This window comes from Flavobacterium esculini (assembly GCF_048284325.1).
In the GTDB taxonomy this organism is placed as follows: Bacteria; Bacteroidota; Bacteroidia; order Flavobacteriales; family Flavobacteriaceae; genus Flavobacterium.
Genome location: NZ_JBLVPI010000016.1, coordinates 13,523 through 26,896, shown reverse-complemented (window position 1 = coordinate 26,896; position 13,374 = coordinate 13,523). Strand labels below are relative to the sequence as shown.

Annotated in this window: 16 protein-coding genes; 15 read left to right on the top strand and 1 reads right to left on the bottom strand. The window is 31.7% G+C overall.

Features of this window, described 5'->3' with window-relative positions:
- The first annotated feature begins 133 nt into the window (after window positions 1-133).
- From ACNQGG_RS13715 to ACNQGG_RS13665, 11 genes are all read left to right on the top strand, one after another.
- A complete protein-coding gene (locus tag ACNQGG_RS13715) occupies window positions 134-907 on the top strand; it encodes a Rossmann-like and DUF2520 domain-containing protein (protein WP_417964863.1) in 774 nt (257 codons plus the stop codon).
- A complete protein-coding gene (locus ACNQGG_RS13710; protein WP_417964861.1) occupies window positions 891-1,418 on the top strand; it encodes a KdsC family phosphatase in 528 nt (175 codons plus the stop codon). Before ACNQGG_RS13715 ends, ACNQGG_RS13710 begins: the two co-directional genes overlap by 17 nt.
- Before the next feature lie 90 nt (window positions 1,419-1,508).
- Window positions 1,509-2,429 carry a geranylgeranylglycerol-phosphate geranylgeranyltransferase gene (locus ACNQGG_RS13705; protein ID WP_417964859.1) on the top strand — a complete coding sequence of 307 codons (921 nt, stop codon included), beginning with the start codon at window positions 1,509-1,511 and terminating at the stop codon, window positions 2,427-2,429.
- Complete coding sequence (locus ACNQGG_RS13700) at window positions 2,422-3,006, top strand: Maf-like protein (protein ID WP_417964857.1); 585 nt, start codon at window positions 2,422-2,424, stop codon at window positions 3,004-3,006. The genes ACNQGG_RS13705 and ACNQGG_RS13700 overlap by 8 nt, the downstream gene beginning before the upstream one ends.
- A gap of 13 nt (window positions 3,007-3,019) precedes the next feature.
- A complete protein-coding gene (locus tag ACNQGG_RS13695; protein ID WP_417964855.1) occupies window positions 3,020-3,550 on the top strand; it encodes a mechanosensitive ion channel domain-containing protein in 531 nt (176 codons plus the stop codon).
- A gap of 181 nt (window positions 3,551-3,731) precedes the next feature.
- On the top strand, window positions 3,732-4,931 hold the full coding sequence (locus tag ACNQGG_RS13690) for an AI-2E family transporter (protein ID WP_417964853.1): 1,200 nt from the start codon (window positions 3,732-3,734) through the stop codon (window positions 4,929-4,931).
- Between the two features lie 45 nt (window positions 4,932-4,976).
- Window positions 4,977-6,794 carry a BamA/TamA family outer membrane protein gene (locus ACNQGG_RS13685; protein WP_417964851.1) on the top strand — a complete coding sequence of 606 codons (1,818 nt, stop codon included), beginning with the start codon at window positions 4,977-4,979 and terminating at the stop codon, window positions 6,792-6,794.
- Window positions 6,795-6,964: 170 nt separating this feature from the next.
- Window positions 6,965-7,282, top strand: coding sequence for a hypothetical protein (locus ACNQGG_RS13680; protein WP_416856476.1), 318 nt, complete (start codon window positions 6,965-6,967; stop codon window positions 7,280-7,282).
- Between the two features lie 168 nt (window positions 7,283-7,450).
- Complete coding sequence (locus tag ACNQGG_RS13675) at window positions 7,451-7,936, top strand: hypothetical protein (protein WP_417964849.1); 486 nt, start codon at window positions 7,451-7,453, stop codon at window positions 7,934-7,936.
- A 233-nt stretch (window positions 7,937-8,169) separates the two neighbouring features.
- A complete protein-coding gene (locus ACNQGG_RS13670; RefSeq protein WP_417964847.1) occupies window positions 8,170-8,487 on the top strand; it encodes a hypothetical protein in 318 nt (105 codons plus the stop codon).
- Window positions 8,488-8,664: 177 nt separating this feature from the next.
- Entirely contained in the window at window positions 8,665-9,210 is a 546-nt protein-coding gene (locus ACNQGG_RS13665; protein ID WP_417964845.1) for a hypothetical protein, read from the top strand.
- Between the two features lie 171 nt (window positions 9,211-9,381).
- Here ACNQGG_RS13665 and ACNQGG_RS13660 read toward each other — a convergent pair whose 3' ends face one another.
- Window positions 9,382-10,272, bottom strand: coding sequence for a helix-turn-helix domain-containing protein (locus tag ACNQGG_RS13660; RefSeq protein WP_417964843.1), 891 nt, complete (start codon window positions 10,270-10,272; stop codon window positions 9,382-9,384).
- 187 nt (window positions 10,273-10,459) lie between these two features.
- Between ACNQGG_RS13660 and ACNQGG_RS13655 the strand changes: the two genes are divergently transcribed.
- Genes ACNQGG_RS13655 through ACNQGG_RS13640 form a run of 4 tightly spaced genes read left to right on the top strand, consistent with a single transcriptional unit; the run spans window position 10,460 to window position 13,369 of the window.
- Window positions 10,460-11,446, top strand: a complete 987-nt coding sequence (locus tag ACNQGG_RS13655) for an aldo/keto reductase (protein WP_417964841.1) — start codon at window positions 10,460-10,462, stop codon at window positions 11,444-11,446.
- Window positions 11,446-11,910, top strand: a complete 465-nt coding sequence (locus ACNQGG_RS13650; protein WP_417964839.1) for a nuclear transport factor 2 family protein — start codon at window positions 11,446-11,448, stop codon at window positions 11,908-11,910. The genes ACNQGG_RS13655 and ACNQGG_RS13650 overlap by 1 nt, the downstream gene beginning before the upstream one ends.
- A gap of 25 nt (window positions 11,911-11,935) precedes the next feature.
- A complete protein-coding gene (locus tag ACNQGG_RS13645; protein ID WP_417964837.1) occupies window positions 11,936-12,361 on the top strand; it encodes a nuclear transport factor 2 family protein in 426 nt (141 codons plus the stop codon).
- A gap of 27 nt (window positions 12,362-12,388) precedes the next feature.
- Window positions 12,389-13,369: an aldo/keto reductase gene (locus ACNQGG_RS13640; RefSeq protein WP_417964835.1), complete on the top strand. Its 981-nt coding sequence runs from the start codon at window positions 12,389-12,391 to the stop codon at window positions 13,367-13,369.
- Window positions 13,370-13,374: the final 5 nt, after the last annotated feature.

Sequence of the window (13,374 nt, the reverse complement as noted above, 5' to 3'; positions counted from 1 at the left end):
ACAATTGTTAATTAAATCCAAAATTAAGTCTTTCTATTTTTCGATGAAAAAGCATATTTTAATGCTAATTGCGGTTTATTTGTCGTACAAAAATTGAATAAAACCCTTAATATTTTTTTGCTAATTTTGTCAAATGATTAAAGTAATAATTATTGGCTCTGGAAATGTAGCGCAACATTTGATTGCGGCATTTCAGGATTCGCAAAATTTGGGATCAGAAATCGAGTTGGCTCAAGTCTTTTCAAGGCAACCTGCAAATCTATCGCACTTACTGGATTATGATAAAGTCACTAATGATTGGAATGTTTTGGCAGAAGCTGATTTGTATATCATAGCCGTTTCGGATGATGCAATTGCCGATGTTTCTTCACAACTCTCGTTCAAAAATCGTTTAGTGGTTCATACTTCCGGAAGTGTTTCCTTGAATGCTTTGGATGACAATAACCGAAAAGGCGTTTTTTATCCCTTGCAAACATTCACCAAAAATAAAGCCGTTGATTTTAAAAGCATTCCAATTTGTTTAGAAAGCGAAAATGCAACTGATTTTCAATTATTGGATAAAGTGGCAAAAGCAATTTCTGAAAAAGTATTTGCCATCAATTCCGAACAACGAAAAGCATTGCACGTTGCCGCAGTTTTTGTCAATAATTTCACCAATCATTTGTACCAAATAGGAAGCGAAATTTGCCAAGAACATCAAGTTCCTTTCGAGATTCTAAAACCTTTGATTGCAGAAACTGCTGAGAAAATAATGGTGCTTTCTCCAGAAGAAGCGCAAACTGGACCGGCAAAACGCAATGATACTGCTACTATTGAAGCGCATGAAGCCTTTCTATCCAATAAAAACTACCTGACAATTTATAAAACACTAACACAATCCATACAGCATAATGGCAAAAAGTTATAAAGAAATAATGAATGATATTACTACGTTTATATTTGACGTAGATGGCGTACTTACCGATAGTTCCGTTTTTGTAACTAATGAAGGAGAAATTCTGCGCACCATGAATATTCGTGACGGTTATGCTATGAAAGCTGCCGTAGAAAGCGGTTATAATGTTTGCATCATTTCGGGAGGAAGCAATGAAGGTGTCAGAGTCCGACTAAGAAATCTTGGAATTACTGACATTCATTTAGGGACACCAAACAAAGTGGAAACATTTGATGAATATACCGATGTTTACCAAATAAATCCAGAACATGTTTTGTATATGGGAGATGATATTCCCGATTATCACGTCATGAAATTAGTGGGATTACCAACTTGTCCACAAGATGCAAGCCCGGAAATTAAAGCTATTTCAAAGTATATTTCACATAAAAATGGTGGAAAGGGTGCTGCTCGTGATGTAATCGAACAAGTGATGAAAGCACAGGGAAAATGGATGGCCTATTTTGATGGAAAACACGATTAGATAGTTTTCAGTCACAGTTTTCAGTCACATTCAATACTGAAAACTGCGACTGCGACTGACCCGAGCGAAGCGAACAGAATACTGAACACTATGAAATACCTAAAACTCATTCGATACCAAAACCTACTCATGCTTGCTTTTATGCAGCTTGTTTTCCGGTACGGATTTTTTAAATTTCAAAATATCCCATTATCTTTAGCAGATTGGCAATATTTATTATTAGTTCTATCCACCGTTTTAATTGCAGCGGGTGGCTATGTAATAAATAATATAGTTGATCAAAATACCGATAACGATAATAAACCAAATGATGTAATTGTAGGTAAACTTATTTCTGAAGCTAAAGCATATAATATATATGTTGCGCTTAATTGTGTTGGTGTTGGTATTGGTTTTTATTTGTCGAATGTTATACAGAAACCAGGATTTGCCTCTATTTTTATTTTGATAGCCGCTACACTTTATCTTTACGCTACCAGTTTAAAACAAATGGTTCTCGTTGGAAATGTAATTGTAGCTTTATTACTTTCTTTCAGCGTTGTTATCATAGGAATTTTTGATTTATACCCTGCCACCTATGAAGGAAATCAGACACAAATGGCTGTTATTTTTTCCATTCTTTTAGACTATGCGATTTTTACTTTCTTTCTTAATTTCATTAGGGAAATCGTTAAAGATTTAGAAGATGTAAAGGGAGATTCTAATCATGGAATAAATACTTTACCGGTAACTATAGGAGTTAATAGAACCACAAAAATAGTTTTTGTATTAAGTTTTGTCCCTCTAATAGCAATTCTTTTTTACACCTATAATTATTTGTTTCTTTTGACGTATACAACCGTTTATTTATTGACTTTTGTAACTGGACCGCTTCTCTATTTTACGGTAAAAATTTGGAATGCAAAAACAAAAAATGACTTTCACAAATTGAGCTTACTACTGAAATGGATTCTTCTTTTCGGGATTATCTCTATTGGAGTTATCACTATAAATATGAAATATAATGCTTAAGAATAAATTAAAAAAATACAACCTGATTCTAGCTTCGGGCTCTCCAAGACGTCAACAATTTTTCAAAGATTTAGATTTGGATTTTGAAATCAAGCTTAAAGAAATCGAAGAAATTTATCCTCCTGAATTAAAGGCTGCAGCAATCACTGATTATTTGGCTGAACTGAAAGCCAAAGCTTTTGAAGGCGACTTACAACCTGGTGATATCCTAATAACAAGTGATACGATTGTTTGGCATAATGACAAAGCTTTGGGGAAACCAAAAAACCAACAAGATGCTTTTGAAATCCTAAAATCATTATCGAATACTACGCATGAAGTGATTACCTCGGTTTGTTTTAAAACTACTTTAGAAACAACCGTTCTTAATGAACTGACTAAAGTTACCTTTAATCAATTAAGTGATGAAGCCATTTTATATTATCTTGAAAATTACAAGCCTTATGACAAAGCAGGCGCTTATGGAATTCAGGAATGGATTGGTTTTATAGGTGTTTCAAAAATTGAAGGGTCTTATGCGAATGTTATGGGCATGCCAACTGACAAAGTTTATGAATATTTGAGTAAATTAGCATAAATAAATTATGGATATGGTTTTTTTTCAACAATACACAAGAGAACTAATTGCAACTGGAATTTTAGTGATTTTGTTCGTTTTATTACGAATTATCACTTCAAAACTGGTAAGGCGCTATGCTAAATCAAGTCACACTATTGAACATCGAACTAATTTAGTCATCAAATACATTCATTTATTTATTAATATTCTGGCAATAACCTCTTTAATAATAATTTGGGGAGTTCAAACTAAAGATATTTTTATTGCACTTTCTTCCATCACAACTGTTGTAGGTGTTGCCATGTTTGCCCAATGGTCTATTTTAAGTAACATCACATCCGGTATTATTTTGTTCTTTTCTTTTCCGTTTAAAATTGGTGATGTAATAAAGATTCATGACAAAGATTTCCCTATTGAAGCTGAGGTTGAAGATATTGGTGCTTTTCATGTATTCTTAAAAACCAATGATGGGGAAATGGTAATTTTTCCTAATAATTTGCTTTTGCAAAAAGGGATTTCAATTTTAAAAACCCATTTTGATGATAAAGAATTCGTAGATTAATTTTCTATTAAACACCTTGCTCTTATTTATCTATGGCTAAATTTATAGTTTTATTAAGTGGAAATTATATAACTATTTTTTAAAAATATGTAACGGTTTAGATTTATTATTCTATCATATTTGCTTGTTAAATTTTAAATTTCTATACTTAAATTTTAATAAATATAAATACAACGAAAATATGAATGATACCATAAAACTTCCATTCTACGCAAAACTTACACTGGTTTTATTGAGCTTGATCAGTTTTGGCTATATTTTTTATATCGGTCAGGAAATTTTAATTCCAATTTTATTGTCTTTTATATTTGCTATAATATTAAGACCCATTGCTCATTTTATAAGACATAAACTCCGTTTTCCACATGTCATAGCAGTAATGATAACTGTTCTGCTATTTATTTTACTCTTTATTGGACTTTTTGCATTTTTATCCATTCAGATTAGTGAAATGGCTAATGATTTTAATAAAATCGAAAGAAACATTTCCATCCACATTCATAACATTCAACAATACATCCGGGAACATTTCAATATAAGTTCCAGGGAACAAAAACAATATTTGGACACTGCTACTGAAGATTCAATGGAAAAAGGAAAAGAAATGATAGGAACGACCTTAATGTCCTTTACGGATACGCTCCTAAACCTGATTTTAATTCCTATTTATACTTTTTTAATCCTTTTGTACAGAACTCATTTTATGTTGTTCTTTTCCAAATTGATAAAAAAAGAGTATCACCCTAAATTGCAGGATATTTTATCTCAGATAAAAGTAGCCGTAAAAAGTTATATTGTTGGTTTAATTATAGAAATGATTATGGTTTCCATATTGACAACCGTTGGATTTATGATAATAGGCGTTAAGTATGCTATTTTATTGGGAATTATTACGGGGATTCTAAATTTAATCCCCTATGTTGGAATATTATTTGCAGGTGCTTTAAGTATTATAGCATCGCTAACTGGATCACCCGACTTATCCATAATTGTTGGTGTAATTGTAGTCAACATAATTGTACAGTTAATTGACAACAATGTTTTAGTCCCATTGGTTGTGAGTTCAAAAGTCCAAATAAATGCATTTGTTTCCATTGTTGGGATTATTATAGGCGGAGCAATTTCAGGAATTTCTGGAATGTTTTTGGCTATTCCTATAATTGCCATTCTCAAAGTAATTTTTGACAGAATAGAATCTCTGGAACCTTGGGGCTATTTGATGGGAGATGATTTACCAAAAACATATACTTGGTATAATATTAAATTACCTCTATTTGATTCCGAAACAACAGCAAAAAAAATCATAATCAAAACGGATATTATTGTTCCTACGTTTACAGAAACCACCACCGAAAATGATAACAATCGTACTGAAAATTAATTGCTTAAAATTCTAAAATCTATTTTTAAAAGCTAATTTTTTAAGATGTTTCAAAAACAACTGATTTTAATTTTTTTACTCTTTTGCTGCTGTCAGCTTTCTTTTTCACAGGTAAACAAACCAAAAAAAGATTCTACTGAAGTATATAAGGATATTCAAACCTATTCCAAAAAAAGGAAATTCACTAAGTTAATACATAAGTTAATTTTTAGACCTGTTAATTTAAAAGTTAAAAAGGAAAAAGTAGTTCGAAAAAAATACCTCGCTTTTGAAAGTAGAACTATCCGAAACATCAATATTATTACGCTCGACCCTTTTGGATTTTCAGAAATTGATACTACTAGAGGACCTCGAAATTGGGCGGAAAGAAGCGGAAACAGAATTCACATTAAAACCAATAGGCTGGCTATCCAGAATTTATTGCTGATAAGAAAAAATGAACCTTTAGATTCCTTATTAGTTAAAGAATCCGAACGTTTAATCAGAACTCAAAGATTCGTAAGCAGAGTTAGTATAACGCCCCAACTAATTAAAAATAATCCAGATTCGGTTGACGTTTATATTCGGGTATTAGACACTTGGAGTATAATACCAAAAGGCTCCATTTCAAACTCGAGAGTTAGTTTCCAACTGAACGAACGTAACTTTTTGGGCTCAGGACATGAAATTGATAATGAATTCAAAAACAGATTCAGTGACGGGAAAAATGCGTATCGTTTTGCCTATATCATTCCCAATATCAAAAATACATTTATCAAAACAACATTAAATTATCATATTGATTTAGATAATTATTATGCAAAAAGCATCAATATTGACCGCCCTTTTTATTCCCCTTTTGCAAAATGGGCAGCTGGAATTTATGTCGATCAGCAATTTAGAAAAGACACAATACAGGATTCTAATTTGATATATACTAACCAAAATTTTAAATACAATTCTCAAGATTTATGGGTTGGACATGCTTTTCGTTTATTTAAAGGAAACACGGAAGGTGACAGAACTACCAATCTAATTTTGTCCGGAAGATTTTTAAATATTAAATACCTTGAAAGTCCTACAGTCGCATACGATCCCGTTGACTTCTATTCCGGAGAGAAATTTTTTCTTACCGGAATTGGTGTTACTTCTCGAAAATTTGTGGAAGACAAATACATTTTTAAAAATGGAATAATCGAGGATGTCCCAATTGGAAAAATTTACGGAATTACTGGTGGTTATCAATATAAGAATAGAACTGGACGTTGCTATTTAGGGGGTAGAGCTGCATTCGGAAATTTTTATAAATGGGGATTTTTAAGCGTTAATTTTGAATTAGGTTCCTTTTTTTATAAATCGAAAACAAACCAGACTGCTTTTTCTTTTCAGGCAAATTATTTTACTAATTTAATTACTATTGGAAAATGGAAATTAAGACAGTTTATTAAGCCTCAATTTATTTTGGGTATAAACCGTTTAAATTCTATGGGAGACCAACTTACAATTAACGAAAATTATGGAATTTTAGGTTTTAATAGTGCTGAATATGGAACCAAGAAAGCGGTATTGACTTTACAAACTCAGGCTTATTCCCCTTGGGATTTATGGGGATTCCGCGTAAATCCTTATTTCAACTATTCAATTGCAATGTTGGGAACTGCTAAAAAAGAAATTAATGACAGTAAAGCATATTCTAAAATTAGCATCGGATGTATTATTAATAACGATTATTTAGTATTTAGTTCTTTCCAAATATCGTTATCCTACTACCCTTCCATTCCTCGTGTTGGCGAAAATGTTTTTAAAACCAATTCTTTTGAAACCACGGATTTTGGTTTTCAGGATTTTGAATTGGCAAAACCTCGAACTGTAATTTACAAATAAAAAAAATCATTTTTTAATGTTCTATTTTAGAATACATTGCATTAAATTCAATATTTTATGATAAGGTGTGAATTATATAATTTTAAGCAGTAATTGTATAAGTCCTTTTTTCAAGTATCGTTTTATCTTTACAGTAGTAAAAAATTACTAACTAATACTAAAAAAACAAGATGAAAAAAATCTCCTTCTATTTAATGATGATGGTATTGTCATTAACTGTAATCCCAACAACAACTTTTGCTGCTGAAAAAAATCCAACAACAGTATCAAACAATCCTAAAGAAGTACCTGAAGAAGTTAAAGTTTTACTTTCTCGTTTAGATGAAATAAAAGCAATGGATAAATCTTCCATGAAATCATCCGAGAAAAAAGCACTTCGTAAAGAAGTTCGTGCTATTAAATCTGAATTAGCATCAACAGGAAACGGTGTTTATTTATCTGTAGGAGCAATCATTATCGTTATCCTTTTATTGATTCTTTTATTGTAATCTAGTTTCCAAAATAAAATTTAAAGAGAAGCTATAAACTTCTCTTTTTTTTATGAAAACAAAGTCCACGATTAAATGGTAAAGAAATTAATTGGCATAGTTGTTGGATTTATAGTAAGTAACACATAGGTTAGCTATTAAATAAATTATTAATTAAATTTTTGAAAAATGAAAACATTAAAATTAATCGCTGTAGGAATAATCCTTTTAGCATCAAGTGCAATACATGCTCAAGTTTCAGTTAACGTAAATATAGGTACGCCTCCATCATGGGGTCCTGTAGGATATTCTAACGTAGACTATTATTATTTACCAGATGTAGAAGCCTACTATGATATAAGAGCTTCGCAATTTATTTATTTTGGTGGAGGAAAATGGATTCGTTCAAGATACTTGCCTGGACCATATAGAAATTATGATTTGTATAGTGGATATAAAGTTGTATTAAACGATTATCATGGTTCAAGACCTTACAGTAACTTTAAAAATCATAAAGTAAAATATTATAAAGGATATCATGGTGCTCCTCAAAAATCAATAGGTTATAAAGGGAATAAAAATTACAAAGAATCTAAAAAGAATTACAATCAAGATAATGGTAATCATGGTGGTAATGATAAAGGAAAAGGAAATGGTGGTCATGGAAAACATTAATACGTTTTTTATATAATACAAAAAAGAGAATTTCAGAAATGGAATTCTCTTTTTTTGTATTATAATCTTTAATAAAAACGTTTAAAATCTTTTCTCATTTTAACTTTTGACCAAATTATTTTTTTCTAAAGTTTTAACAACATTGTTCTGAGATTCAATTATATGAAATTTATTATTAATTATTTCTTATATTTACAGTAACAATAATGTTAAACCAAAAAACCACAACCAAGATGAAAAAAATTACCTTTTATTTAATGATGATGGTATTGTCATTAACTGTTATTCCAAACACAATTATTGCTGCTGAAAAAAATCCAGTTACAGCAACAAGCAATACTAAAGAAGTTCCTGAAAATGTAAAAAAAATGCTTTCTCGTTTAGATGAAATCAAAGCAATGGACAAGTCTTCCATGAAATCATCGGAGAAAAAAGCACTTCGTAAAGAAGTACGTGCTATTAATGCGGAGTTAAGATCAACCGGAAATGGTATTTATTTATCCGTTGGAGCTATAATCATTGTAATTCTTTTATTGATTCTTTTGTTGTAATTCAATTTAAAATTATAAAAAGAGAAGCCAAAAAGCTTCTCTTTTTTTTGTGGAAAATGACACAAATATTTTAATTAAATGTTAATTATTTTATACTGGCACAGTTGTTGGTTTTACAAAAAAAGTATTACCCAAAAGAGTAAATATAAAATTATAAATCTATTAAATATTTGAAAAATGAGAACATTAAAATTAATCGCCATAGGAATTATACTTTTTGCATCTAGCACTATACATGCACAAGTTTCAGTAAGTTTAAACATAGGCTCACCACCTTCCTGGGGTCCAGTAGGATATGCAGAAGCCGATTATTATTATTTGCCGGATGTTGAAGCCTATTATGATATAAGAGCGACTCAATTTATTTATTTTGGTGGAGGAAGATGGATAAGATCAAGATATTTGCCTGGACAATATAGAAATTATGATTTATACAGTGGATATAAAGTAGTATTGAATGATTACCACGGTTCAAGACCTTACAGAAACTTCAATAATGATAGAGTAAGGTATTATAGAGGTTACCAAGGTAGAGAACAAAGAAATATAGGTTATAGCAATAATCGCAGAGGAAACGATAAACATAGACAATTTGATAATCATAGAGAATATGATAACCGCAGAGGAAACGATAATCGAAGAGACAATGATAACCGAAGAGGAAATGAAGGACATAATCAAGGAAATGGAAGAGGAAATGGAAATGGTCATGGAAGAGACTAATACTTTATAAGTTATCAAAAAAAGAGAGAACCAAAATTGGTTCTCTCTTTTTTTGATAATATGTCCCGTCCTGAAATACAGTATCCAAACTTATTATTAACTAATTGGTCATTAGAATTTAAATTAAACCCCTTAAAACAATCAATATTAAGGGGCTTACTATTTTTAATTTTAGCTTCTATACTCATTTGGTGTAAAACCAGTACTTTTTTTAAACATCCGATTAAAATGCTGAGGGTATTTAAAACCGAGTTCAGTTGCAATTTGGCTTATCGATTTTTCGGTATCGAAAATTCTTTCTTTTGCGACATCTATTAATTTTAATTGCATATGTTCCTGAGCTGATTTTCCGGTCTCTTTTTTAATTAAATCTCCAAAATAATTGGAAGAAAGATGCAGACAATCAGCAAAATATCCAACAGAAGGAAGCCCTAAATCTTGAGGTGTTTCTGATTGAAAATAGGCATTCAATAAGTTTTCAAATTTTGACAAAACATCAGTATTAATGTTTTCTCGGGTTATAAACTGCCTGTCATAAAACCGAACACAATAATTTAACAACAACTCAATGTTATTCGCTATGATACTTTTGCTATGCTTATCAATAGATTGACTTAGTTCATATTCCAGTTTACCAAACAAGTCTTTTATAATTTGTTGCTCTTTTAAAGACAAATGAAGTGCTTCATGTGATTCATACGAAAAGAAAGAGTAGTGACTCATACGTTTCCCTAGCGCTGTTCCTTTTATTAAATCAGGGTGAAAAAGAAGTGCCAAACCTGAAGGTTGATAATTCTCTTCATTATTAACTTCTATCACTTGTCCCGGAGCTAGAAAAACAAGCGTTCCTTCATCATAATCATAGCTGTTACGTCCATACCTCAATTCGCCACAATTTCCAGCTTTTAAAAAAACAGCATAAAACCCAAAATGCAGACGACTGTGATTGGGTAGTGCCTTTGTTTTAGAATTATCAAAAACACTTATTAACGGATGTTTAGTTTCAACTTCTTTCAGTTCATTGTATTGAGAAATTTTTTCGAGTTTTATGATCTGTTCCATAATCCTATAACTTTAGATTTATTATGCAAATATAGCACGCAGACAGTTAACCTGTTAGCGCTATAACTTAAATCAGTAATAATGGTACTAATAGCAGTAATTCGTATACCTAATAGAAACTGCTATTGAAGGAACTTTGTATTATCAAAAATTCTACTGAAAGGAATTTGAATAAAATCATGTAAAAATGAAAACAAGAAAATTAGGAAATAGCGGATTAGAAGTCTCCGCTTTAGGAATGGGAGTTATGAATTTAAGCTTTGGAACAGGTAAAGCTGTTGAAGAAAGTGAAGGAGTCAAAATTATTAGAGCAGGTGTAGAAAGAGGCATTACTTTTTTTGATACCGCTCAGGGTTATGGTCCTTACATAAACGAAAAACTTCTTGGAGAAGCATTAGTCCCTTTTAGAAAAAACGTAATAATTGCTACTAAATTTGGTTTCAAATTAGAAAATGGAGCTATTACCGGAACAGACAGTCGCCCAGAAAATATTAGAGCGGTTGCGGAAGCCTCTTTAAAAAGTTTAAAAACAGATTATATTGATTTATTTTACCAACATAGAGTAGATCCTGCTATTCCAATCGAGGACGTTGCAGGAACACTTAAAGATTTAATCAACGAAGGTAAAATTCTTCATTACGGACTTTCTGAAGCTGGGGCTTCAACCATCAGAAAAGCTCATGCCATTCATCCAGTTGCTGCTGTTCAAAATCAATACTCTATTTGGACAAGAGAACCAGAATTTGAGGTGCTACCTTTATGTGAAGAATTAGGAATTGGTTTTGTGCCTTGGGGACCATTAGGAACAGGTTTCCTTACAGGAACAATAACTCCTGATACTAAATTCGATAGTGCTACAGATTTAAGAGCTAGTTTTCCTCGATTTACGCAAGAAGCAATGAAAGCCAATATGCCAGTTGTCGATATGTTGAGAGTAATTGCAAAAGAAAAAAATGCAACACCTGTACAAATAGCACTTGCGTGGTTGCTGGCACAAAAACCTTGGATTGTACCAATTCCTGGAATGGACAAAGTAGCATACATTGATGACAACATCAAATCAGTCGATCTTTTATTAACTACTGAAGACCTTAATTACATTGATAATCAATTGTCAGAAATAAAAATTCAGGGAGCTAGATTAGATGAAGGTTTACTTTCAATGTCTGAATAATGAATTTAATAATAATCAATAATTATATAAATATGAAAACTTATCTTTTATTAATTGTTCTTTTCATCAGCTTTCAATCTTTTTCACAAACATCTAATGAAAAAGAAGTATTAAAATTGTCCGCAAAAATTTTCCACTGGGAAGTTGACAATAAAATTGATTCTTTAGCAAACGTTTTTCATGAAAAATTCGTAGTCCTCAGCTCAGATGGAAGCAGTCAATTTAAAGATGGCTATCTAAATAGATTAAAAAGTGGTAATTTTATTCATGAGAGTATAGATATAGAGGAAAATAAAGCTACCGTAACTGGCAATACAGCCATTGTTACTGGTAAAGGGAAATTTGCAGTTAGCATTTCGGGTAAAAAAGTGGCATTACGTCTTTCATATATTGAAGTTTTTACAAGGGTAAATCATAAAAAACCATGGCAAGTATTGGCTATGAAAGCAAGTATTATTCAATAATGGTCCAAATTACAGTGAAAATTATATGAAATTTTTAATCAAACTAATAAGTATCATGTGCGCTATGTCTACCCCTACTATTTTTGCTCAATCGGGAGCTGAAAAAGAAATTCTCAATTTATCCTTAGAAAAATTCCGTTGGAAAACCGAAGGAGATTTTGATGCCATTGAAAATCTATTTGATGATGAATTGGTATTTGTCCATATTACTGGACACATCACCACAAAAAAGGATTGGATGAACCAATTGAGAAATGGAAGTTTTGTTTACAATAAAATTGAACAAAAAGAAGCATCAGTAAAAGTATATCGTGATACAGCGGTATTGGTAGGCAAAGCAAAATTTACGATAAATGGCGGAAGTCTGTATCATTTAGTTTATACTGAAGTGTATACCAAGAAAAACGACAAATGGAAACTAGTAAACCTACATACCACTGCAGGTTATTAAAAACTATTCAAATTAAAACATAAAATCATGCAAAAACGAATATTAGGAAATAACGGATTAGAAGTTTCTGCTCTTGGAATGGGTTGTATGGGTTTAAATTTTGGTTACGGTCCAGCCACAGATAAACAACAAGCCCTAAAATTAATAAGAAGTGCCTACGAACAAGGAATCACATTCTTTGATACCGCAGAAGCTTATGGCAAGGAGAATGAAGAATTAGTTGGCGAAGCCTTGGCGCCTTTTCGTAAAGATGTCGTCATTGCTACCAAGTTTGGATTTAAAGAAGGAGATTCAAGTAAAGGACTAGACAGTCGCCCTGAACGTATAAGAGCAGTAGCAGAAGAATCATTAAGACGACTAAAGACAGATGTAATCGATTTATTTTACCAGCACAGAGTAGACAATAATGTACCTATGGAAGATATAGCCGGTACAGTTAAAGACCTAATTCAAGAAGGAAAAGTAAAACATTTTGGACTTTCAGAAGCCGGTGTTCAATCTATTCGCAAGGCCCATGCGGTACAACCTGTGACCACTTTGCAAAGCGAATACTCCATTTGGTGGAGAGAACCTGAATTAGAGATTTTACCAACACTGGAAGAATTAGGAATTGGCTTTGTTCCTTTTAGCCCATTAGGTAAAGGTTTTTTGACCGGTGCCATCAATGAAAATACAAAATTTGATCCTACTGATTTTAGAAATATTGTTCCTCGTTTTAGTGAAGAAAATAGAAAAGCCAATCAAAAACTAATAGATTTATTAGGTACGATTGCTTCTCAAAAAGAAGCAACGTCTGCACAAATTGCATTGGGATGGCTGTTGGCACAAAAAACATGGATTGTTCCCATTCCCGGAACTACAAAATCACATCGATTGACCGAAAATATTGGAGGTGCATCTATTGATTTATCTGTCAGTGATATTAAAGCAATAGATGATGCCTTTACTAAAACCAAAATTCAGGGTGACAGATATCCTACTCATTTACAACAAAGAGTAGGGAAATAAAAAAT